The organism is Sphingobacterium rhinopitheci (assembly GCF_022627575.1).
In the GTDB taxonomy this organism is placed as follows: domain Bacteria; phylum Bacteroidota; class Bacteroidia; order Sphingobacteriales; family Sphingobacteriaceae; genus Sphingobacterium; species Sphingobacterium rhinopitheci.
Genome location: NZ_JADEYQ010000006.1, coordinates 155294 through 180459, shown reverse-complemented (window position 1 = coordinate 180459; position 25166 = coordinate 155294). Strand labels below are relative to the sequence as shown.

The window sequence follows — 25166 nt, the reverse complement described above, 5'->3', positions numbered from 1 at the left end:
ATAGCCAAGAAGTATTATATTCGCTAATACATATGTTATTAAAAGATATAAAAAAGAACGATCAGAAACTTATCCGTTCTTGGGCAATGTTTGATTGGGCAAATTCTGCCTACAATCTAGTCATTACATCAACTATTTTTCCGATATACTATATAACCATTACTAGCGCTAAATATACCGGCAAAGAAACAGTTAATTTCTTCGGTATTGAGGTCATTAATACTGTATTATCAAATTATGCCTTAGCATTTGCTTATTTGATAATGGTTTTGTTGTTACCTTTCTTGTCCTCTTTTGCAGATGCCAATGGAAAGAAGTTACAAGTAATGAAAGTATTTACCTATTTAGGAGCAATAGCTTGTATGGGGTTATTTTTCTTTAAACTTGATACGCTGGAGTGGGGGATTATGTGTTTTACATTAGCTGCAATGGGGTATATTGGTGGGGTAGCGGTCAATAATTCATATCTTCCGGTTATAGCGAGCGCTGATCACCAAGATCGGGTAAGTGCCAAAGGCTTTGCTTATGGTTATGTCGGTTGTGTAACTATTCAGCTTATATGTTTTCTATTTGTATTGAAACCTGAATGGTTTAATATAACGGATTCTTCTTTTCCTGCACGACTTTCTTTTTTATTAGTAGGTATATGGTGGTTAGGTTTTTCAATGATTCCATTTGCAAAATTGCCTAACAATAATCCATCGACTCATGCTCAAGGTATTTCTGTATTTTCACGTGTACGAAGTGAGTTTTATTCCGTATGGATGCAGATTAAAGTAAATAAAGGAATAAAACGTTTTTTACCTGCTTATTTCTTTAATTCTGTAGGTGTACAAACTATTATGGTGGTCGCTACGATGTTTGGGCAAAAGGAATTAGATCTGGCCCAAGATTCATTGATTATAACGATTATTCTGATACAATTAGTCGCTATAGCAGGCGCTTTTATGATGTCCTCTTTGGCTAAAAAATTAGGTAATATCGTGGTCTTGATGATTGTTACTATATTGTGGGTAGGTATTTGTATTTCTGCTTATTATCTAACTAGCGAAGCGCAGTTCTATGGCTTAGCATTTATGGTAGGATTATTGATGGGAGGGATTCAATCTTTGTCTCGTTCTACTTATTCCAAATTGCTACCTTCAAATATGGAAGATACAACAGCGATGTTTAGTTTTTATGATATTACAGAGAAATTAGGAATTGTTGTTGGTTTGGTAAGTTTTGCTTTGATAGAACAAATTACGTTTAATATTAGATTATCTGCAGTTTCTTTATCATTTTTCTTTATTTTAGGGTTTATTTTATTGATCCGAATGTTAAAATTTAACGATTCTTTGAAACAAGTAACGCATGACTAAAAAAGTAGAATTATTTATTCCTTGTTTTGTTGATCAATTATACCCTGAGACGGCATTTAATACCATTAAGTTATTAGAAAAAGCAGGTTGTCAGGTCGATTATAATCCTGAACAGACTTGTTGCGGACAGCCCGCCTACAATGCTGGTTTTTGGGACAATGCTAAAACTGTAGGGCGTCAATTCCTAACTAATTTTTCGGATGAGCACTATGTGGTGTCTCCTTCTGCGTCCTGTGTAGGGATGGTTAAATCAGGCTATAATGACTTATTTACTAATAGTACAGAGCACAATAAGTGTAGAAATATACAACGACATATATATGAATTATCTGATTTTTTGATAAATGTACTTAAGGTAGAGAATTTTGGTGCAGAGTTGGTAGGTACTGCAGTTTACCATGATTCTTGTTCAGCTTTAAGAGAGTGCAAAATCAAAGATGAACCGAGACGTTTATTATCCCATGTAGGTGGTTTAGAAGTGGTAGAGATGCGTGATCAAGAAACATGTTGTGGTTTTGGGGGATCATTTTCTGTTAAGTTTGAGGGGATTTCTAGTGCGATGGTGGAGCAGAAAGTAAAAAATGCGGAAGCTGTACATGCTGATTATATTATATCTACTGATGCATCTTGTTTATTACAAATTCAAGCATATATTGATAAAAATAATATTCCGATCCAAACAATGCATCTTGCTGATGTATTGGCGTCGGGATGGGCTAACATATAACTTATAATCTTATTTATGAACTCTAGAAGAGAATTTTTAAAAACATTGGGTCTAGCTACTGCAGGCTTAACATTAGCTCCTTCAATGGACTTATTTGCGGCTAAAAAAAAATGGTTTGAAATATCTTTAGCGGAATGGTCTTTACATAAAACATTGTTTAAAGGCGATTTAAAGAATATTGATTTCCCTGAATTTGCAGCTAAGAAATTTGGTATTTATGGGGTTGAATATGTAAATCAATTCTTTAAAGACAAAGCCAAAGATTTGACTTACTTAAAGGATTTAAATGATCGTGCCAAATCTAATGGCGTACGTAATGTCTTAATTATGGTTGATGGAGAGGGCAATTTAGGAGATGCGAATGAAGGACAACGTAAAAAAGCAGTAGAGAACCACTATCAATGGATTGATGCTGCTAATTTCTTAGGATGTGGCGCTATTCGCGTTAATGCTGCGGGACAAGGTACACCAGCTGAAGTACAGAAACGTGTTGTAGAGAGCTTATCTACATTGGCTGATTATGGTAAAAAAGCAAAAATTAATGTTGTCGTTGAGAACCATGGTGGCATTTCTTCACATGGTGATTGGTTAGCTGAAACATTGAGACTTGTAGGAAAGAAAAACTGTGGCTCTTTACCTGATTTTGGCAATTTTTATGAATATGATCGTTATAAAGGGGTAGCTGAGTTGATGCCTTACGCAAAAGGTGTTAGTGCTAAGACACATGATTTTGATGCACAAGGTAATGATACAACTGTAGATTACGCTAAAATGATGGAAATTGTTAAAAATGCTAAATACAAAGGTTTTGTTGGTATTGAGTATGAAGGATCAAAATTAAGTGAAGTAGACGGTATCATTGCTTCCAAAAAGCTATTGGAGCGTTTTCAATAAAACTTTATACATTAATAGAATCCTATACAGGTATAGGATTCTATTAATATATAGTATAATGTATACACTTTTATAAAAAATATATGCTAAAGAAATTATTTTTATTATTAAGTGTTACGTTAAGTACTTCATTTTGTTATGCCCAAAATTTAACAAAAATGAACGCTTGGCAGGATAGCCTACTTAAACTAAGTAAGCAGATGTTCGAAGAACCATCTGAGGTAGTACGCATCGAAAGTAATTACCAATTTGTTAAAACATTAGTGTCGGCATTAAAGGAAATTAATGCCTTTTATTTTAGTTTTGACAAATTAGATAAAATCTCAATTTTAGATTCTCCAGATAAAAAATTTAGAATATTTTCGTGGAATATACCCTTAAATGATGGATCCTACCTTTACTATGGTAGCATTCAATATCAAGGAGCAAATATCAAGTTGACTCCTTTATTAGATAAAACTTTTGAAATAAAAAATGTTGATAGTGCTCTTTTAAAACCCAATGATTGGTATGGAGCCCAATATTATGATATTATACAAATTAGTCCCTACCAATTTGTTTTATTAGGATGGAAAGGTCATCATGCTGATTTTTCAAAAAAAGTAATCGAGATATTAACTATTCGTCCAAATGCTGAAGTTATATTTGGGGCACCTATATTTTCGAACAAACTAGATCATAAGCGAATTATTTTTTCGTATACCAAGCAGTCTTCAATGTATCTTAAGTACAATAAAGATAAAAAAAGAATAGAATTTGATCATATCGTACCTGCAGATCCGAGTTTGGAAGGTAACTTCAAGTATTATGGTCCTGATCTTACACATGATGCCTATGCTATCGAAGGGGACAGACTGAAGTTTGTAGACAATATAGATCTACAGAATGATGTGCGTGGTGATGAGGAGAATTATATAGATCCTTTAAAGCCCCAAAAAGGAAAAAAAAGTGGCTTAAAGTAGATTTTAAAATAGTGTTTTGTTAAATATTGACAATTAAAATCCTTTTGTTGTATAACATTTTTGTTTGTTAGCTTTTAGGTTCGATAAATTTTGTTTTCTTTGTTGTCAGAACATTCAAATTATTAATAATATATAAAATATGATTGAGGAAAATGATGAAGTCTTAGTAAAGCACCTAGCCAAGCAAGGTGTCGATGATAAAATGGTAATGGGGCATCCGGCTGGACTTTTCGTCCTTTTCTTTACCGAAATGTGGGAGCGCTTTAGTTATTATGGTATGCGCGCTCTATTAACAACCTTCCTAATTACAGAAATAGCGAGAGGGGGATGGGGATGGTCTAACGAAAGTGCGATGAGCCTTTATGGTTGGTATACGATGTTGGTATATGCAACCCCTATAATTGGTGGTTTTATTGCTGATAAATTAACAGGATATCGTAAGGCAATTCTTATTGGTGCGTTATTAATGACGTTAGGACATGCCTCTATGGCATTAGAAGGCTTAGATGCTAATTTCTTTTTTGCGGGGTTAGGACTTATGATTTTGGGTAATGGGATGTTCAAACCCAATATCTCATCTATGGTAGGTCAATTGTATCCTAATACGAGTTCTAAAAAAGATGCTGGATATACTATTTTCTATATGGGTATTAATGCGGGAGCGTTCTTAGGATCTTTATTGTGCGGTTACTTAGGAGAGAAAATAGGCTGGCATTATGGTTTTGGTCTAGCGGGTGTATTTATGTTCTTCGGAATGTTACAATTTTATGTTGGCCAACGAATTTTTGGGGTTATTGGTGAAGAGCCTAAAAAAGAAAAAGTAGTCGAGGTCAACGAAGATGATAATATACCTAAGCATGTTGTTCGTGACCGATTGATTGTAGTTGCCGTTTTAATGGTAGCGAGTATCTTTTTCTTTTTAGCTTTTGAGCAAGCAGGTGGATCGATGACCATTTTTGCTAAGAATTATACGCAACGTATCTTAGAAGGAGCACAAGCTGTTACATTCAAGTGGATAGATGCTTTATTGACATTAATACCTATTGGTGCGGTAACCTTTGTGTTAATGAAATTATCCGCAAAAATATATAGTAAGTACCCTTTAACCATTATTTTTACTTTAATTTCTTTTGCTTCAATAGCGATATTGGGTTTTTGGAAGGTATATCGTGAATTTACAGCAGTGGAAACAGAGGTTACTGTTGCATGGTTTCAAATCTTAAATGCATTCTTCATTGTGACTTTTGCATCCTTATTCAGTAAATTATGGGAAAAGGTATGGAATCCTTCAGGACCAGTAAAATTTGCAATGGGTTTAATTCTTGTAGGTGTTGGTTTTCTGGCTTTAGCATATGGTAGTAGCTCGATTCCGAAAGGAGCAGAGACAGCTGCTGTAAGTATGATTTGGTTAGTATTAGCTTACTTCTTCCATACTATGGGTGAGCTTTGTTTATCACCAGTAGGTTTGTCGTATGTAAGTAAGTTGTCTCCTAAGAAACTTTTAGGTTTAATCTTTGGTTTTTGGTTCTTAGCTTCTGCTATTGCGAACAAAATTGGTGCTTCAATGGGAGGAATGATTGATGAAATTTCTAAAGAATACTCTATGTCTGTATTTTTCTTAATTATTGCTGCTTTACCAATTTTTGTAGCTTTAATTTTATTTATGTTGACTCCGATGTTAAAGAAGAAAATGCACGGCATCAACTAGTATATTTGCAATTAATATTCCAAAAGAAGTGAATAACCCCTTCTTTTGGAATATTAATTTTATCTCATTTCTAAAATCTCACTTATAACTTTACCATTCCAATTGTATTTTTTTCTCTCTTTTTTTATTTTATAATTAAGCTCCTCAGCAGCTTCATCTATTACTTCACCTTCCTCAATATCCTTAATTATTAATTGATTGTCCAAGTTGTGCTCTGATGGAAATAGAATTTGTTCATTATAATAGTATATTCCTGCATCAGAAACATTAGTTTTATCAAACATAGGAATGAATTGTTCTCCATTCCATCCGAAATAATAGTAATTGCTAGAAACTCCACAAGCTTCGCCTAAAAAAGAAATTCTATGAATAGAGTTTAACCCTTCGAGTCCCATATTATTTAAAATTTTATTCTCTGTATATGATTGATAGTTCAACTCAGCAGGATAATGCGCTCTAGCTAATACATTGTTGAATCTATCAAGCGTTTTTATCTCTAAAATATAAGAACCGTTGTCATATTCTGTTTGCTTATTCTTACGTAGAAAACCGTGAATAAATGTTTCTCCGCTCACATTTGTACCTTTTCCTAATGCCAATAAACCAAGCCATATATATCCTTCTTTCATCTCTCCATTGCTCTTATATTTAATTTTGTGCCATGGGGCAATAAAACCTCGTAGTACGGTAGGGTTATAGCCTGTGGAAAGGATTTGCACGCGATCACCATTTTTCAAAGAATCCAAAAGTTTGCCCTTTGTTACGGGCGCATCTCTAATATAGGCTATGTCAGCAAATACAATTGCCTCATCATTAATATGTAAATTCCACCAATTGAGGTTTTCATCCATCACATATGCTCTAGGTTCCTCTGTTTGCGCTAATAAGTTTACAAAAATGAATATACTTAAGGTGGTTAGGAGATGTTTTTTCATACTGCGAATAACCTGAAAAGTTTTGTGTTTTGCAAGATTTAGCTGTTACATTTAAAGTTTATTATTATACATTCTTGCATAAAATAGAATTCGAAGTATTTATTTTTTTAATAAAACCAGTTTTTTGATGCCATTTTTTTTATATCTATTTACATTTATTGAAAATAAATGTAAATAGATATAAAAAAAATAAGTATTTTACATTATCTAACTAATTGATCTTATGGAAAGAAGAAAATTTATTGCAGCAAGTCTGCTAGCAGTGTCGACTACAGGTATAATGTCATGTAGTAAATCTAGTCAAGAAAATGAAGAATATGGACCTATTATTCATTCTGTATATTTTTGGCTAAAGGAAGATATTACGGATAAAGAAAAGATTGACTTTATTAATTTTTTTGAAGCTTTAAGAGGTATTGAGGCTATTCAAACATTGAGATTTGGTCAACCAGCTCCAGCTAATCCTAGACCAGTAGTAGATAATAGTTTCAGTTACAATTTGATTGTTACTTTTTCAAATATGGAGAATCTAAATATCTATGAAAATCACCCTGATCATCTAGCAGCAATCGAAAAATATCAACAATATTGGACCAAAGTCGAAGTTCGTGATACTACCTTAATATAACGTAAGTATATTAAAAAAGCAGATTGTACTTCTACAATCTGCTTTTTTATTTTTGATCTATTATGATTAGATCGGATTTAGTTTCCTTTTCTATCGTGATTTGATAAGAAAGTACAAGTACGACTATCACAGCTGTGATCGTTAAAACGGGAAGAATAATTCCAACTATAACCGCTAAGAATAGTGGTATATTAGCTATAGTTTTATCGTTTTTGTTAGTTACTTTTAGACGTGTACCTTTTATATAACCTAAGACGTCTTGGAACATTTTTGAAAGTAAAGAACCGTCGATTGTAAGTATTTTTTTAGTTGCCATAATATATTTCTTTTAGTGTTTGTTAAAATTTATATATCAAAAGTATGGCTATTTGAGGTGTGCACCACATGCTTATAGGCTAACTGTACTGAATATTCGGTAAACTATAGGATATAGTCGGTAATCAATCCCAATAATTACATCTTGGGATAGCAATAAAAAAGCCTCACTTTTGGAGTGAGACTTTAACCTATCAAAAAATGATGTTATTTTTTTAACGCTTTTTCGTAACGTTTACTTACTTCGTCCCAGTTGACGATATCCCATATAGAAGTTAAGTAATCCACACGTTTATTTTGGTAGCGCAAGTAGTATGCATGTTCCCAAACATCTAATCCTAGGATCGGTGTTCCTTTTTCAGTAACTACATCCATCAATGGATTATCTTGGTTGGCCGTGGAAGAAACAAATAGTTTACCATCTTTATCTACAGCTAACCATGCCCAGCCAGAACCAAAGCGGGATGCTCCTGCAGCATTAATTTTTTCCTTTAGAGCATCTAGAGAACCAAAAGTATTGATGATTGCTTTTTCTAATTGTGGAGATGGCTTTGTTCCTTTATTTGGTGTCAATATAGTCCAAAACAATTCGTGGTTATAATGGCCACCACCATTATTACGTACCGCTGCCGGTTGTGTAGAAATAGTAGCTAATATAGCTTCGATATTTTTACTCTCGGCTGGAGTACCTGCAATAGCTTTATTTAAATTTGTAGTATACGCTGCAGCATGTTTACCATAGTGTATTTCCATAGTCTTAGCATCAATTGCCCCTTCTAACGCATCATATGCGTATGGAAGAGCGGTTTGTTTAAACTGTGCAAATGTAGCTTGTGCTGAAAATAAAGCTGCTGCAAAAACTGCTGTTTTAATAATATTCATAGCTTTTTTATTTAAATATATCGATTTATTCTATTTAATGTCAATTAATAGAACAATTATAACATTCTTTTAACAAAAGTAATCTTAAAATGTCATTCTATTGTATAAGGTTTTATTATATTTCATAGGTAAAGATTGAATTTCCATATTTGCATTCATGAATATAATAGAAGAAATAAATGCAGCTATAGAAGGCGAAAGAGCAGTATTGCTACAACATCCATTATATAAAAAGATTAAGACGGTTGCAGATTTGCGTTTGTTTACCGAGGGACATGTATTTGCGGTTTGGGATTTCATGTCTCTGTTGAAAGCATTGCAGGTCAATCTTACCTGTACTCAAGTACCTTGGTTTGCGAGTGAATATCCGCAAACACGTTATCTGATAAATGAAATTGTACTTACCGAAGAGTCTGATGAATATTTGGATGGTCGTCGTTTGAGCCATTTTGAAATGTATTTGGAATCTATGCGTGATATGGGAGCTGATATTTCTTATATTGATACATTCATCACCAACCTCAAGACTGGTTTGTCAATAGAGGCAGCTATAGAGAGATTGGAGGTAGATGCTCGTATAAAAGACTTCTTGCGTTTTACTTTTGATATTATTGCATCCAACAAGACACATAATATTGCTTCGGCATTTACATTTGGTCGTGAAGATTTGATTCCTGATATGTTCTCTTCGATTTTGAAAGAGATACAATCTGCCATGCCTGAAGTTGACCTTGGAGGCTATATATACTACTTCGAGCGTCATATTCAGTTAGATGCCGATGAGCACGGGCCCTTGGCCATGAAAATGATCTTTGAGCTTGTTGCTGATGACCCCTTAAAATTGGAGGAAGTAAAAGAAACAGCAAAAGCGGCCTTGGTGAAGAGGAAATTACTTTGGGATGCAATCTATGACCAGATAGTATCCTAAATGTATACGTCTATAACGTACCTTTACGGATATAAATTTTGACAAGGACATACCTTTTAAGCATTAATACGTATTGAATTACCATTACGTATTAATGCTTTTTTATTTGGCGATCTCTAGTGAATTTGGAGCCCCTGTAGGCCAATATCCTAAATTGTGCTGTACATTGAAATCTAGGGAGTCGTGGTAAATGGTAACGGCACAATTAATAGTTTTGAAGCCATTATCTGCGGTTGCTATTTCTCCGGAGTTGGTTCTACTTGTTGCTCGTAAGGGTTTTATGGTGCCATTGACGGTTATGTCTCGAGCAGCCATCGCTGATGGTTCAAATGTAGTACATGATGTATATTTGACATTACCATTTAGGGAGAGCCACCAATGCAAATCTTCACCAAACATAGAGGTATGGTCACCTAGCCACAGATCTTTAGCTTCGTCTTTATTTGGAGGGACCCGAATTTCACCCACAAAGAGTGTTTCATCTTTTGACTTATCGGTAACCCATAATCCCCACCATGTTCCTAAATTGTCGGTACCACTGGGGCCTCTCTTGAGTTGGAATGCGTATAGGTTTCCTTCAGCCCATTCGTAAGGGAACATAATTTGAAAACCGTTACTCTCTTCATTACTTTTGTGAAGTAAGGCGCTTGTTATTCCTCCATTGGAGTCCCAAATAGAGTAATTTATTACTTTACCTTTTTGTTTGCCTTTAAATATACCGTTTGTCTGAAATCCACAGTAGCCACCTTTTACATCTTTGCCTTGCGTATTGACGACAGCAAAATTATAAGCATAGTAATGTAATAGACCTTTTTGTGTAAGGCTATTTGGGGGATCTGTGATGGGAACAAAGGTCCATTCCATACTTTCGTATTTCCCTTTGGGAAAGTACCAATCCGAATATGTTCCACCAGGGCCATAATATGATGTATTTGTAGCGGGTACAGACTTACTCCGCTGACCACAGCTGTTGTATAGTGTGACACTTATAATCCCTATAAGTATTATGAATATTTTTTTTAGGGGCATATATTTTCTTTTATTATTTATAGGAAACAGCTAGCCTATAATTATAATGAAAGTTACCTTTTATTTTTAACTTAAGGTTAATAAAAAGGTTAAATATTGATATATAATTTCTGTAATTGATTTTTTCGGTTAGGATATACCACTTATTTGCATTTAATTAGTCTCTAATTTTAAGTTTATCCTTAATATGCTTTTACTACTTGTTTAGCCTTTTATGCTATCTGTAGGTAAACAATTCGTAGCATTTACGTTATATAGTGGTAAAAGTTGTTTTTTTTTGATACAAAAAAGGAGCTTACCTATTATAGTAAGCTCCTTTTGGGGAAAGATAATTTATTTATTATCCTAAATTTGCCAAGCTTTCGGCTAAGATTGTAATCTTTGCTTCAGCATCAGCTTTCTTATTTCTTTCGTTTTCTATTATTTCTGGTTTTGCATTTTGAACAAAACGTTCGTTAGATAATTTTTTATCTACAGAAACTAAGAATCCTTTTAAGTATTCTATTTCTTTAGTGATACGTTCTTTCTCTGCTTCAATATCGATATTTTCGGCAGCCAATTTTACATAACACTCTGATTTACCCGCTAAGAAACTCAATGCTCCAGATACTTTTTCGGTAACAAAAGTTAATTCTGAAATATTAGCTAATTTGATAATACTATCTTGGTACTTCGCAAAATCTACTCCTGCCGTATTGATGGCTAGTGGTAAAGCTAATTTTGGTGACATACCTTTCGCATTACGGATATTACGTACTTCAGAGATTACCTGTTGAACAGCTGTAAATTCTTTAATGATTTGCTCATCAAAAGATAATACTTCAGGGTATGCAGCTACTATTACACAATCTTTAGCATCGCGCGTACCGAAGATTTCATCATGCCACAATTCTTCTGTCAAGAACGGCATAAATGGATGTGCTAGTGTTAGTATTTTTTGGAATAATACTTTTATTGTTTCTAACGTTTCAGACTCAATAGGTGTTTGATATGCTGGTTTTACCAACTCTAAGTACCATGCACAGAAGTCATCCCATATCAATTTGTAGGTAGACATCAACGCATCTGATAGGCGATAGTGTGCAAAGTGTTCATCGATTTCTGCTACAGCTTGGTTGAATCTATTTTCAAACCATATAGCAGCAGTTTTTTGTGCTTCAGTAGCAGGAGCTTCAATAGTTTCTAAGCCTTTTACTAAGCGGAAAGCATTCCATATCTTGTTTGCAAAGTTACGTCCTTGTTCACAGTATGAAACATCAAACATCAAGTCATTGCCGGCAGGAGATGATAATAACATACCTACACGAACACCATCAGTACCATACTGCTCCATCAACTCGATAGGATCGGGGGAGTTGCCCAATGATTTGGACATCTTGCGGCCCAATTTATCGCGAACGATACCTGTAAGGTATACATTTTTGAATGGAGGCAATTGGGTGTAATCATGGCCCATGATGATCATACGTGCTATCCAGAAGAATAGAATCTCTGGTGCCGTTACTAGATCATTTGTAGGGTAGTAGTATTTAAACTCTTCATTCTCCGGATTACGTACACCATCGAACACTGACATAGGCCACAGTCCAGAGGAGAACCATGTGTCTAATACATCGTCTTCTTGACGGATAGTGGTTGCTGTTTTTCCTTGAGCTTCAAATTCTTTGATTGCGTCAGCTTCCGTTTTAGCAACTACCCATTCATTTTTTTCATTGTACCATGCAGGGATACGTTGACCCCACCATAGCTGGCGAGAGATACACCAATCTTTCACATTTTCCATCCAGTGCTTGTAAGAAGCAAAGAATTTTTCAGGAATTAATTTTATAGTACCATCTTCAACATACTCTAATGCCGGCTTCGACAATTCCTCCATCTTGCACCACCATTGCATAGACAATTTAGGCTCGATAACAGCATCTGTACGTTCAGAGAATCCTACTTGTGATTTATAATCTTCGATTTTCTCTATTTGATCAACTTCCTCTAATAATTTAGCAATCTTTTTACGCGCGATGAAACGATCTTCACCGACTAAGATTTGTGCTTTTTCATTTAAGGTACCATCATCATTTAATAGGTCGATAATCTCCAAGTTGTGCTTTTGCCCCAATGCATAGTCATTCAAATCGTGTGCAGGAGTAACTTTCAAGCATCCTGTACCAAATTCCATATCTACATACTCATCCTCTATAATCGGGATTTCACGGTTTACCAATGGTACGATGACCGTTTTGCCTTTTAAGTGCATAAAACGCTCATCATTAGGGTTGATACAGATGGCAGCATCCGCCATAATAGTCTCAGGACGCGTCGTAGCGATGATAATATATTGATCGCTATCTTTGATTTGATAGCGTATATAGTACAATTTTTGGTTTACCTCTTTACGGATTACTTCTTCATCTGATAAAGCTGTTTTTCCTTGCGGATCCCAGTTTACCATACGTACACCACGGTAGATATACCCTTCTTTGTAGAATTTTATAAACGTATCTATAACAGATTCAGATAAGTCTGGATCCATTGTAAATTTTGTGCGTTCCCAGTCACATGAAGCGCCCAATTTTTCCAATTGTTTCAATATGATACCACCATATTTCTCTTTCCATTCCCAAGCATGGGCTAAGAAATCTTCACGTGACAATGATTTTTTGTCAATACCTTGCTCTTTAAGCATATTAACAACCTTAGCTTCAGTAGCGATAGATGCATGATCGGTACCCGGTACCCAACAGGCATTTTTACCTTGCATACGTGCACGACGAATCAATACATCTTGTATCGTATTATTCAACATGTGACCCATATGTAACACTCCAGTCACATTGGGTGGAGGCATTACGATTGTATAAGGTTCACGCTCATCTGGTGTAGAACGGAAAAAACCATTTTCCATCCAATAGGAATACCATTTATCTTCAGCTTCTTTCGGATTGTATGTTTTTGCTATGCTCATTGTAATATTCGTTCAAAAAATCGAATTACAAAAATACGCAAATAATGCGATTTTGTTGGTATAAATAGATTGAAAATATGTTTTCCATTCTTTCCAGAAATGTAGCTAAAGTTCTAAACTATTTCTATTCTATATAGAATAGATTTGGTTATAATATTTCGTAGTTTTGCCTTTATTTTTTAACTATAACACCTTTGTTTTTAATGGGAAAATCCGTTACAAGATCGAATTTTGCTTTTTTTACGGTATACTTTCTATATTGGTTAGTATTATGTTGGTTTGATCGCACTGTTTTTCTAATTAATAATTGGGAGAAGTCAGAAGGTGCGCAAGATATATTCTTTGCTTATATATATGGTTTACGTTTAGACTTATCATTGGCATGCTATCTAATGGTAATTCCTTTCCTTTTTTATTGTATACAAAATTTATTTATTAAAAGAGCGGTATCACCTTGGCTATTACGTATTTATACATTCGTGCCTACTTTGATATTTGCCTTAATTACTATTGTCAATCTACCACTATATGAAGCATGGGGGGAAAAAATCTCTAAGCGTGCAATATTATTGGGAATGGGCACAGTAGGAGGGGTTTCCAGTTCTATAGATATGGGCATGCTCATCAATGCTGCTTTAGTATTAGTTTTATTCTTTACGATAGCGCACTTTTTCTATCATTTGTTTGTTGTTAAAGTTGCTATTTATCGCAGACATACCAATCTATCTATTATCGTTTGTCTAGTATTAGGCTCATTTATAATATTTACCTTTTTAAGGGGAGGTTATGGACGTGCAACATTAAACCCTAGCGCTGTTTATTTTTCAGATCATAATGTAATGAATCACCTTTCGGTAAATACTTACTGGGCATTTGCAAAAGATATGTTGAAGAGTTCCAAGCAAAATCCCTATCAATTTATGGAGGAGGAAGAAGCAGTACGATTGGCCAATGAAGTATTGCCAGTAGCTAATGATACGATAGTCAATATACTAAAGGTTCAGCAACCCAATGTTGTGGTCATTATACTGGAGGGAATGGTAGCTCAAGTTTTTGAAAATCTAGGTGGGGAAAAAGGAATTACAAACAATATGCGTGATATAATGTCTGAGGGCATCAACTTTACGCGTGCTTATTCTGCTGCTGATCGCTCCGACAAAGGGATGATAGCCGTCCTTAGTGGGTTTCCATCGCAAGGGACTGAGAGCATAATACAATATATCCCTAAGCATGAGAATCTGAATGGTATTAGTCAGGTATATGATTCTTTGGGCTATAGTACTTCTTTTTATCATGGTGGTCAATCTGAGTTTTACAATTTTAAAAGCTATATGTATGCGCATGGTATATCCCGCGTGGTGGATACCTATAATTTTCCTTTGGATGTGAAGCGCAATAGTTGGGGAGTATATGACCATGTGATAGCTTCGCAGATGATCAAAGATTTAAATACCGAGCAGACGCCATTTTTCAGTGTTTTTTATACCTTGGTAAACCATGAACCGTATACACTCGATGGGGAATATAAATTTGGTAGTAACACAAAAGCAGATGCATACCGTAGTACAGCCTATTATACCGATACGATGTTTAACACTTTTGTGGAGGAAGCAAAAAAACAAGATTGGTATAAAAACACTATTTTTGTGGTAGTATCAGATCATGGCAACATATATCCTACAGAAAAATATGGCTTAGAGAATCCTAATCGTTACCATATACCTTTGTTTTTATTTGGAGGCGCTTTGAAAGATGAATTTCGAGGACAAGTAGTAAACGATGTAGTTAGTCAGTTAGATATCGCTTCAACGTTATGGAGTTTTGTATCGGCAGATAAATCACCATTTAAATACTCAACAAATTTATTTGCTAAAAATAGGCAGCATATTGCTTTTTTTAATTCAAATAATACATTTGGCGTCGTAACAAATGATCAATCCGCATCTTTTGATATGCAGGGGCAAAAAATTGCTTTTGTCGAAAACTATAGCAAGTCGAAAGAGTTTGTAGATCGATTGATCTATCAGAGCAAGGCCTATTTTCAATCTGTATTTAAGGATTTCCTTTCTTATTAATTATGATGAATAAAAAAGTTTTATTGAAAGGTTATTTTAATAGTCTCACGGCTTTAATAATAGCTTTTGTGTGCCTATTGGCATTATATTCCTTCATGCGAATAGGTTTTTATTGGATTAATCTAAGTTTATTTCCGCAAGTAAATACTTCTTCTTTTTTGACCATGATGCAAGGAGGGGTTAAGTTTGATATAGTAGCCATTCTATATCTCAATATTCTATTTATAGTTATGCAAATGGCACCGATTCCATTTAAGTATAATGAAACCTATCAAAAGCTGTGTAAGTGGATTTTTGTAGGGACCAATAGTATAGGCATAGCGTTGAATTTAATTGATTATGGGTACTATCCTTTTACCTTAAAAAGAACCACGGGTACTGTTTTTTCGCAATTTGCTAATGAGCAAAATATAGGACAATTGCTCGTTGATTTTCTGTTAGGATATTGGTATCTATTCATAGTTTTTGGATGTATTGTATTTTGTCTAATCAAAATTTATAACCTTTTCCGCTTTATAAAGCCATCTCGTTTTTCTTGGTCTTATTATGTGATACAAACTGTTTCATTTTTGTTTGTTGCATTTCTATTTATTGGTGGAGTACGTGGTGGCTGGGCTCATAGTACGAGGCCTATTACCTTAAGTAATGCTGGAGATTATGTCAATAATCCAGATGAGATGAGTATTGTTTTGAATACACCTTTTAGTATTTTGAAGACATTGAAAGCTGTTACATTGCAAGAGGTGAACTATTTGTCCGAAGAAGAAATAGATAAAGTATATAATACCACGCATTTGCCTAATGATACGTCAGCATTTAGGAAGCTTAATGTAGTAGTTTTGATTTTGGAGAGTTTTGGTAGAGAGCATATAGGTGCTCTTAATCAGGATATTCAAGGTGGAAAATATAAAGGTTATACTCCTTTTTTGGATTCTTTGATAGGTGAATCTTATACCTTTAAAAATGCATTTGCCAATGGTCGTAAGTCTATAGACGCATTGCCTTCTGTTATTACAGGTATACCCTCTGTAGGCGAGCCTTTTGTATTGTCCGTATATTCGGGCAATAAGACAACAAGTATGGCCAAATTATTGGGAGATGAAGGCTATGAAACGGCTTTTTTTCATGGAGCACCCAATGGAAGTATGGGTTTTTCTGCCTATATGAAGTTGGCGGGTATACAGCATTATTATGGTAAAAATGAATATAATAACGATGCTGATTACGATGGTATATGGGGAATTTGGGACGAGCCTTTTATGCAATACATGGCAAATACATTGGATACTTTTAAACAGCCATTTTTTGCAAGTTTCTTTTCACTATCGTCGCATCATCCCTTTAAGGTGCCTGAAAAGTATAACGGTAAATTTCCGAAAGGAAATATCCCTTTGCATGAGCCATTGGGGTATACAGATAATGCACTGCGTGAATTTTTTGCTACGGCTTCTAAAAGTCCTTGGTATAATAATACGATATTTGTGCTCTGTGCTGATCACGCTAGTCAAAGTTTCTTGCCCGAGTATCAGACTTCAGCAACCTCATTTGCTATTCCTATCATTTTTTATTATCCCGGAGGGAATCTTAAAGGTATGTCCGATAAATTGGTGCAGCAAATAGATATTATGCCGACGGTGCTTAATTATATTCATTATCCCAAACCTTATTTTGCTTTTGGTTTTGATGCTTTTGATACTAATGAAGATAATTTTGTAGTTAATAATATAGGGAGCTCCTATAATCTATATTATAATGATTATTTCTTGAGCCATGATGGACAAAAACCAATTTCACTATATAATCTTAAAAGTGATAGGCTTCAAAAGGATAATTTAATATCTCCAGGTGAGTTGCCTATAATGGATTCTTTGGAGACGAAGCTTAAAGCCTTTATACAGCGCTACAATAATAGTATGATTGCGAATAAATTGACTGTGGAATAGTTTTTAATCTCAAATTCAATACATACAAAAAGGTCGCTTTATAGATAAAGCGACCTTTTTGTATGTATCCGTGTTTATTAGGAAGATTAAACTTCTAATAATAAACGAGCTGGATCTTCTAATAATTGTTTAACACGAACTAAGAAGCTTACCGACTCACGACCATCGATGATACGGTGATCATAAGATAATGCAATATACATCATAGGACGAATAACTACTTGACCATTCTCAGCGATAGGGCGTTGAACGATATTGTGCATACCTAAGATAGCTGATTGAGGAGCATTGATGATCGGTGTAGACATCATTGAACCAAATACACCACCATTTGTAATAGTAAATGTACCACCAGTCATCTCGTCGATAGTTAATTTATTGTCACGAGCTTTCGTAGCTAAGTTGATGATTTCTTTTTCGATACCTTGTAAAGATAATGCATTCGCATTACGAATAATAGGTACTACCAAACCTTTAGGAGCAGAAACAGCGATAGAGATATCAGCAAAGTCAGAATAAACGATCTCGTTGTTTTCGATACGTGCATTTACTGCAGGCCATTCTTTTAATGCTGTAGTAACAGCTTTTGTAAAGAATGACATGAAACCCAAGCCAACACCATGTTTCTCTTTGAAAACATCTTTGTATTTAGCTCTTAAGTCCATGATAGGCTGCATGTTTACTTCGTTGAACGTTGTTAACATAGCCGTTTCATTTTTTACAGCTACTAAACGCTTAGCGATAGTTTTACGTAAAGAGCTCATTTTCTCACGACGCTCGTTACGTTCGCCAGCAACAGCTACAGGAGCTGCAGCAGGAGCAGACTTAGGCTCAGCAGCTTTTGGAGCAGCAGGCTTAGCAACAGCTTTTTCGGCATCTTCTTTCGTGATACGGCCGTCTTTACCTGTGCCTTTAATTGTAGAAGGATCAATTCCTTTTTCTCTCAATATTTTTGCAGCAGCAGGAGATGCTGTACCAGCAGCGTATGAATCAGGGTTTTCAGAAGCTTCTGTTGTTGCAGCAGCAGTTGAAGCAGCCGCAGCAGGAGCATCTGTTTTTGCATCAGCAGCAGGAGCACCACCTTCTTCGATAGCACATACTACAGCACCGATTTCTAATGTATCACCTTCTTGAGCAATGATACGTAAGATACCAGCTTTTTCTGCAGGTAATTCGAAAGTAGCTTTGTCTGATTCCAATTCAGCAATATTTTCGTCCATTTCGACGTAATCGCCATCTTGTTTTAACCATTGGGCCAATGTTACTTCGGTGATTGATTCACCCACCGTAGGGACTTTGATTTCTAAGCTCATAAATCTTATTTTTTAAACCACCACTGTATATAGATAATGCTATATACAGCGGGAAGTTTATATTTTATTAAATTTCAAATGCTTTATTAATAATTGCTTGTTGTTGAGCAACGTGTTGTTTCATATAGCCTGTTGCTGGACTACCGCTTGCGCTTCTACAGATAGCATCTGTAAATTCAAGATCAGTTTTTCTGAAGATACGGCAGAAGTGAGGCCAAGCACCCATGTTTTCGTTTTCTTCTTGTACCCAGATGAAATCTGTTGCTTTACTGTATTTAGCACGTATAGCTTTCAATTGTTCAACTGGAGAAGGGTATAATTGTTCAATACGAACAATAGCAACATCAGTACGATTTTCTAATTGTTGTTTCTCTAACAACTCGTAATAGATTTTACCTGTACAGAATAATACACGCTTAACAGCAGCAGCTTTTACGAATGAATCGTCGATAACTTCTTGGAAGTTTGCGGATGTAAAATCTGTTAATGAAGAAACTACTTTAGGGTGACGCAATAAACTCTTAGGTGTGAATACAACTAAAGGTTTACGGAAATCACGTACTAACTGGCGACGCAATAAGTGGAAGTAGTTAGCTGGTGTAGTACAGTCTGCAATGATCATGTTATCATTAGCACACAATTCTAAGAATCGTTCGATACGACCTGAAGAGTGTTCTGGACCTTGACCTTCCATACCATGAGGAAGCATCATTACTAACCCATTAGAGCGTTTCCATTTTGTCTCAGCAGAAGATAAGTACTGATCTACTACAATCTGTGCCCCATTGTAGAAGTCACCAAACTGTGCTTCCCAAATAGTTAACGATTGAGGATTCGCTGAAGCGTAACCATATTCGAAACCTAAAACGGCGTATTCTGAAAGGAAAGAGTTGAAAATATTGAATTTGTCACCACCTTTAATTTCTGCTAATGGTGCATATTTCTCCTCAGAATCTTCTAATGTTAATACCGCATGACGGTGTGAGAATGTACCACGCTGCACATCTTGACCAGAAATACGAACACGTTTTCCATCGTTCAATAAGGTGGCGTAAGCCATCAATTCACCCATTGCCCAGTCGTATGAATCTTTGTCGATCATCGCTGCGCGATCTTCATATAATTTAGAAATCTTACGGAAGAATTTTTTATCCTTTGGTAATGTCGTAATCTCCTTCGCTAAAGCTAAGAATGTTTTATCATCTACCTTTGTGTCTACAGTATGGAAGATATCTGCCTTTTTAGCAGGACGGATGCCTTTCCATGCACCACCAAACATAGGAACTTCTTCTTCTAAAACTTCAACCGCTTTAGAAGCGTCTAATTGCGTTTGTAGGTAGTCTTTAAATTCTTTCTCGATTTCTTTAGCATACGTAGATTCGATAGTACCCTCAGCTTCTAATCTCTTCGCATATACCTCTTTAGGATTAGCGTGTTTCTCAATAGCTTTGTATAATAAAGGCTGCGTAAACTTAGGCTCATCTGCCTCATTATGACCAAATCTACGGTAACATAATAAGTCAATATAAACATCAGTTTTGTATTTCTGACGGTATTCTACTGCTAAATCAATAGCATATACTACTGCTTCAGGATCATCTCCATTGACATGGAATACTGGTGAAGAAGTGATTTTTGCAACATCTGTACAGTAAGTACCCGAACGAGCATCTTTATAGTTCGTCGTGAAACCTACTTGGTTATTGATTACAATATGGATAGTACCGCCTGTTTTGTAACCTTCTAATTTTGACATTTGTGTTACTTCGTACACAACACCTTGACCTGCAATAGCAGCGTCACCATGAATTAAGATAGGGGCAATTTTTGAAGAGTCACCATCATATTTCATGTCAATTTTAGAACGTACCATACCCTCAACAATTGGATCTACTGTTTCCAAATGAGATGGGTTAGGTGCTAATGATAAGTGTATCGACTTACCACTATCTGTTTTTATATCTGAAGAATAGCCTAAGTGATATTTAACGTCACCGCCAAATGATAATTCAGGATCTTCTTGTTTGTACATTTTACCTTCAAATTCAGAAAGGATAGTTTTGTATGGTTTGCCCATAATGTTTGCTAAAACATTAAGACGGCCACGGTGAGCCATACCAATCATGAATTCTTCAATACCTAAGTTAGCACCTTTTTCAATAACTGAATCTAAAGCAGCAATTAAACTTTCAGCGCCTTCTAAAGAGAAACGTTTTTGACCTAAGAATTTTGTTCCTAAGAAGCTTTCAAATACAACAGCGCGGTTGATTTTTTGTAATATACGTTTCTTCTCTTCTTTAGAGTACTTTGGTTGGTTACGGTCCGCTTCCATACGACTTTGTAACCATTTGATTTTATCCGGATTACGAATATATTTGAATTCAGCACCGATAGAACGACAGTAGGTATCCTCAATTATTTGACGAATGTCACGTAATTTTGCAGGACCAACGCCTAATTCGATACCAGCATTGAATACGGTATCCATATCAGCTTCAGATAAGCCAAATGTTTCTAATTCTTTACCAGGGAAGTACTTGCGACGCTCACGAACTGGGTTTGTGTCCGTAAATAAGTGACCACGATCTCTGTAACCGTGAATCATATTAAGAACATTGATTTCTTTTAACGCGTGCTCAGAAACATCTGATGCATCAATACTTACGCCTTCCGATCCTTGACCAAATTCGAATCCTTCGAAGAATTTTTGCCATCCAAAGTCAATCGAGTTCGGATCTTGCTTGTACGCTTGATATAAGCCGTCGATATAACTAGAATCGGCGTTACTCAAATATGTCAGTTTATCCATTATAAATTTTAATGTATTCTAAAGAATTTGCCAAATTTAGGAATTATTGAGGGTTTTTGCTACTGAAATTTAATTTTTTGCATTAAAAAAAAAGTTGTTAAAATTACGCACATTTTTGTCTATAATAGATAAATTAATTACAGATTAACTCTGCAATAGCTAAATTTTGTTCCTTTAATTTATACCAATCCTCTTCCGTTTTATTATTTTTTATATTTGTTCCTTGATCTGCATAATGTGACCATTGCCCGTATATTGTTGCTGGAGCGTAATCAATTAATTGTTGCTCAAAATAAGCAGCACCAATTAGCCAATTTTGTTTTAATTCATATATAAAATATGTTGCTGTATATGTTTGTTCTTGTTCATTCAGGACACCTGAATTATTCAGTCTATACATTATATTGTTCACAACTTCATTATCTGTTTTACCTGTAATCCATTTTTCTATCAATACATTATCTATACTGTAGCTTTTGGAATGGTTTATAAAAACACTATTTGGATATTTTTTTAGCATAAAGCGAAAATAATCCCTTATTAATAGGTTGTCTAATAATGAGTTGATGGCTTTTTTGTTTGTTTTATTTATATACCTATTCAAGAGATGATAGGTGTAAACAGGCGAAAGTGAACCTATCGATATAAATTTTGAAATATAGCAGTAAAGGTCTGTTTCAGATTTAGCATTACTAATGATCGCTTCAAGAGTTGAAAAAGCAATTTCTTCTCCAGTTAAATTATCATGACTTATAAAACCATTTGGAAGATTCGTTTTTTCCAAATGCGGCGGTATTCTGATAGTAGTAATTTCAGGAAAAGATGCTCTAACAGAACTTTCCTTACTTATTTTCTTCTTAAATGTATTGAAGTCGTTGGGTATATCTCTAATAGGAAAGGGTAAATCTTCCTTGTGATACAACGTATGGCCAATAAAATGCTTAAGATTAATTTTTATATTCCATAAAGCTTCTTCTACAGCTTCCGAAATACTTGTTTCTCTTTTTGCTACTTCGCGATGATGATATACCTCATCAACATCATATTTTTGTGCTAGATGCGGAATTATTTCTTCAGGATATCCTTCGTAGGTCAATAGGTCACCACCTAAAGATTGTAGTTTTTGTTTTAAGGAGAATACAGAATTTAAAATGAATTCTTGTCTTATTGCTCCTGTATTTAAAAAATTATATTGGTTCTTCGCATAATATCGAGGGTCGAATATATAAACAGGTATTATAAAGTCTGATTTTTGAATAGCGTTTAGTAGCACTTCATTATCATGTGTACGTAAATCATTCCTAAACCAAACTAAAATTACTTTTGCGCTCATATATTTCAACTCTTAATCAATTAGAAATAGCATACTATATAGTAAAGGTATCATATATAATTGTATAATCGTCTTGTAGTATTCAATATTTACAATAGCCAAACAAATAGTATTACTTGAAAATAATGTAAGCCCTTTTATTTAAAACGAAATATAAAATTTAATCATTTTCACATTATTTAATTCTAGTAGGAATATACCAAGAGGCTATCCTTTTTAATTACAGAAATATTATATCAAGCATCTTATGAATTTGAATTAATAGAGTCTAAACTGCGCGTTGTAATAGCTTAAAGCTGTGCTTAATTTGGTATATTTTAGTTGTTAAAAGTGTTGTTTTTTAGAAAGAATATTTTTGATTACCGCTGATAGTTTATAGGAAAGAGCATATTAATTGATTTATAAGCTTTGAATTTCTTTTTGAATATTTATATAGTAGTGTAGTATTATACTATTATTTAGCCGCGTTATAAATAAATATCTCCTTTAATTACATGTATTTTTCATTTATCTGCTTAATTACCTAGTAGTTAGTGGTTTATATTATTCATGGTGTTTTTTTTACACTAAAATTCATTAAATTAGTGTACAATTACACTATAAATTATTATTATTGTATAATATTATACTAAATTATTTTAATAACATTAATATTATTTAATCTATGAAAACTATTAAATTATTTAAAGGTGCTTTGTTAGTTGCGATGTCATTATTATTTGTGTCCTGCTCTGATGATGATCCTGTAAAACCTGTTGAAGAGAAAACTATTGTTGAGATCGTAAATACAAATAGTGATTTTTCTATTCTTAGAGCAGCTATTGTACGCGCAGGCTTGGTTAGTACATTACAAGGAGAGGGGACATTTACCGTATTCGCACCTAATAATGCGGCATTCCAGAAAGCGGGTTTTGCTAATGAATCAAGCATTGAAGCGGTGCCTATTGAGACATTGAAATCGATATTATTATATCATACATTAGGATCAGTAGCATCAGCATCATCTTTACCAACTGCTGTAAATACACCTGTGAAAACTATTGAAGGAACAAATGTTTATGTAACAAAAAGTTCTAACGGTGTATTTGTAAATGGTGCCGCTGTAGGAACAGCAGATGTTAAAGCTAAAAACGGTATTATTCATGTTATAGATAATGTATTGATGCCTGCAACAGGAAATATTGTTGAGGTTCTTATTGATAAGCCTGATTTTAGTTTCTTAGTTACTGCAGTAATACGCGCTAGTCAGGGAGCATTAAATGTGAAAAATGCACTAGAAGGGGTTGGTCCTTTTACAGTTTTTGCACCTAACAATCAGGCGTTTATCGCAGCGGGGTTCGCGACAACACAAGCCCTGGAAGATGCTGATCCTGCTACGTTGACCAATATTCTTACAGGTCATGTTGTAGAAGGACTTGTATTTTCAAATGCTATTCAGAATAATATGATTGCAACGGCATTAGGAGAGCAAAATGTTACTTTTTCCATTGGTAATGCTGTAACTGTTAAAGGAACAGGAAATACTACAGCTGCTAATATTGTAGCTGTTAACGAATTGACTACAAATGGTGTAATTCATGTAATCGATAAAGTTTTATTACCGTAAAATTTCCTTAAAAAATATGGCTTCCTCAAAATTTTGGGGAAGCCATATTTTTTAAGGAAATAATTATTGCTTTATTTACAATTCTTTACTTACCGTTTCTAAAAGATCAGCTGGAGCTATATTTTTTTGATATATTTCTTGATGAAAAGTTTCTAATTTTGAAAGTAATATAATTAATTGATTCTTTTCATAATCTGTCAATCTACCTGTCACTATTTTTGTAGCTACGCGTATTTTATCCATATGTAAATCTAGCTCTTCTATACCTTTTTGAGTAATTGAAATTAGCTTACTTCTTTTGTCTACAGGAGAATCTGTTTGATTAACCCATCCATGATTAATCAGACGATCAATGAGTTTCATTCCTGCAGGTTTATCTTGAATATTTTTTTTGATAAGTTCCATTTTACTCATCGAACCAAGCGCTCGTAATACGATAAGAAATATAAACTCTTCTTGAGTAGCAAAATTGGAGTTATGCATTGCTGCTTTAGAATAAGTTTTAGCGTACTTATTCATATGAACGATTAGGGTGTTGATAACAGCATCTGCACTTCTTCCGTTCTCTTTTCCTTCCCATGACACAGCATCAGTAGCTTTATCACTGTTATGATTTGCTACGATCCACTCTTTAAAACCATCTATGTTATTAGTGTACATTCGACTCGTTAAATTCTCGAATTCGAATTTGCCAAGTAAATTAACAACATCTCTTAAATTATCGTATCTCACAGGCTTTATATTATAATTCTGAAGTGC

General features: G+C 34.6%; 19 protein-coding genes. 10 read left to right on the top strand and 9 right to left on the bottom strand.

The window, feature by feature from the left end; all coding sequences use genetic code 11:
- Positions 1–32: 32 nt before the first annotated feature.
- The 5 genes from IP023_RS08465 to IP023_RS08445 all read left to right on the top strand — a co-directional run bounded on the left by IP023_RS08465 (position 33) and on the right by IP023_RS08445 (position 5652).
- On the top strand, positions 33–1361 hold the full coding sequence (locus IP023_RS08465; RefSeq protein ID WP_241789834.1) for an MFS transporter: 1329 nt from the start codon (positions 33–35) through the stop codon (positions 1359–1361).
- On the top strand, positions 1354–2088 hold the full coding sequence (locus IP023_RS08460) for a (Fe-S)-binding protein (RefSeq protein WP_241789833.1): 735 nt from the start codon (positions 1354–1356) through the stop codon (positions 2086–2088). The genes IP023_RS08465 and IP023_RS08460 overlap by 8 nt, the downstream gene beginning before the upstream one ends.
- Before the next feature lie 15 nt (positions 2089–2103).
- Positions 2104–2982, top strand: a complete 879-nt coding sequence (locus tag IP023_RS08455; RefSeq protein ID WP_241789832.1) for a sugar phosphate isomerase/epimerase family protein — start codon at positions 2104–2106, stop codon at positions 2980–2982.
- Positions 2983–3065: 83 nt separating this feature from the next.
- Positions 3066–3944, top strand: a complete 879-nt coding sequence (locus IP023_RS08450) for a hypothetical protein (RefSeq protein WP_241789831.1) — start codon at positions 3066–3068, stop codon at positions 3942–3944.
- 139 nt (positions 3945–4083) lie between these two features.
- On the top strand, positions 4084–5652 hold the full coding sequence (locus IP023_RS08445) for a peptide MFS transporter (protein WP_241789830.1): 1569 nt from the start codon (positions 4084–4086) through the stop codon (positions 5650–5652).
- Positions 5653–5711: 59 nt separating this feature from the next.
- Here the strand turns inward: IP023_RS08445 and IP023_RS08440 are convergent, their stop codons facing one another.
- Positions 5712–6587 (bottom strand): SH3 domain-containing protein, encoded by an 876-nt coding sequence (locus IP023_RS08440; RefSeq protein ID WP_241789829.1) that lies wholly within the window; start codon positions 6585–6587, stop codon positions 5712–5714.
- 223 nt (positions 6588–6810) lie between these two features.
- On the opposite strand from IP023_RS08440, the gene IP023_RS08435 reads away from it, so the two are divergent.
- Complete coding sequence (locus IP023_RS08435; RefSeq protein ID WP_241789828.1) at positions 6811–7215, top strand: Dabb family protein; 405 nt, start codon at positions 6811–6813, stop codon at positions 7213–7215.
- Between the two features lie 46 nt (positions 7216–7261).
- Here IP023_RS08435 and IP023_RS08430 read toward each other — a convergent pair whose 3' ends face one another.
- Entirely contained in the window at positions 7262–7531 is a 270-nt protein-coding gene (locus IP023_RS08430) for a DUF4342 domain-containing protein (protein ID WP_241789827.1), read from the bottom strand.
- A 206-nt stretch (positions 7532–7737) separates the two neighbouring features.
- On the bottom strand, positions 7738–8412 hold the full coding sequence (locus tag IP023_RS08425; RefSeq protein WP_241789826.1) for a superoxide dismutase: 675 nt from the start codon (positions 8410–8412) through the stop codon (positions 7738–7740).
- 157 nt (positions 8413–8569) lie between these two features.
- Here IP023_RS08425 and IP023_RS08420 point away from each other — a divergent pair, with 157 nt between their 5' ends.
- Complete coding sequence (locus tag IP023_RS08420; protein ID WP_241789825.1) at positions 8570–9340, top strand: DUF3050 domain-containing protein; 771 nt, start codon at positions 8570–8572, stop codon at positions 9338–9340.
- Between the two features lie 102 nt (positions 9341–9442).
- Here the strand turns inward: IP023_RS08420 and IP023_RS08415 are convergent, their stop codons facing one another.
- Together IP023_RS08415 and IP023_RS08410 are read right to left on the bottom strand one after the other, a co-directional pair.
- The gene (locus IP023_RS08415; RefSeq protein WP_241789824.1) at positions 9443–10369 is read right to left on the bottom strand and encodes a DUF3472 domain-containing protein; all 927 of its coding nucleotides are present in this window, start codon (positions 10367–10369) and stop codon (positions 9443–9445) included.
- A gap of 340 nt (positions 10370–10709) precedes the next feature.
- Positions 10710–13328, bottom strand: a complete 2619-nt coding sequence (locus tag IP023_RS08410; protein ID WP_241789823.1) for a valine--tRNA ligase — start codon at positions 13326–13328, stop codon at positions 10710–10712.
- Between the two features lie 203 nt (positions 13329–13531).
- Here IP023_RS08410 and IP023_RS08405 point away from each other — a divergent pair, with 203 nt between their 5' ends.
- Together IP023_RS08405 and IP023_RS08400 are read left to right on the top strand one after the other, a co-directional pair.
- Complete coding sequence (locus IP023_RS08405) at positions 13532–15403, top strand: LTA synthase family protein (protein ID WP_241789822.1); 1872 nt, start codon at positions 13532–13534, stop codon at positions 15401–15403.
- 2 nt (positions 15404–15405) lie between these two features.
- Complete coding sequence (locus IP023_RS08400; RefSeq protein WP_317224540.1) at positions 15406–17346, top strand: LTA synthase family protein; 1941 nt, start codon at positions 15406–15408, stop codon at positions 17344–17346.
- Between the two features lie 86 nt (positions 17347–17432).
- On the opposite strand, the gene odhB is transcribed toward IP023_RS08400, so the two are convergent.
- From odhB to IP023_RS08385, 3 genes are all read right to left on the bottom strand, one after another.
- Positions 17433–18659 carry a 2-oxoglutarate dehydrogenase complex dihydrolipoyllysine-residue succinyltransferase gene (gene odhB / locus IP023_RS08395; RefSeq protein WP_241789821.1) on the bottom strand — a complete coding sequence of 409 codons (1227 nt, stop codon included), beginning with the start codon at positions 18657–18659 and terminating at the stop codon, positions 17433–17435.
- A gap of 67 nt (positions 18660–18726) precedes the next feature.
- Positions 18727–21468: a 2-oxoglutarate dehydrogenase E1 component gene (locus IP023_RS08390; RefSeq protein ID WP_241789820.1), complete on the bottom strand. Its 2742-nt coding sequence runs from the start codon at positions 21466–21468 to the stop codon at positions 18727–18729.
- A gap of 133 nt (positions 21469–21601) precedes the next feature.
- Positions 21602–22801, bottom strand: a complete 1200-nt coding sequence (locus IP023_RS08385) for a deoxyribodipyrimidine photo-lyase (protein WP_241789819.1) — start codon at positions 22799–22801, stop codon at positions 21602–21604.
- A 664-nt stretch (positions 22802–23465) separates the two neighbouring features.
- Here IP023_RS08385 and IP023_RS08380 point away from each other — a divergent pair.
- Entirely contained in the window at positions 23466–24407 is a 942-nt protein-coding gene (locus IP023_RS08380; RefSeq protein ID WP_241789818.1) for a fasciclin domain-containing protein, read from the top strand.
- 75 nt (positions 24408–24482) lie between these two features.
- Here the strand turns inward: IP023_RS08380 and IP023_RS08375 are convergent, their stop codons facing one another.
- The gene (locus IP023_RS08375; protein WP_241789817.1) at positions 24483–25067 is read right to left on the bottom strand and encodes a MarR family winged helix-turn-helix transcriptional regulator; all 585 of its coding nucleotides are present in this window, start codon (positions 25065–25067) and stop codon (positions 24483–24485) included.
- Positions 25068–25166 lie beyond the last annotated feature (99 nt).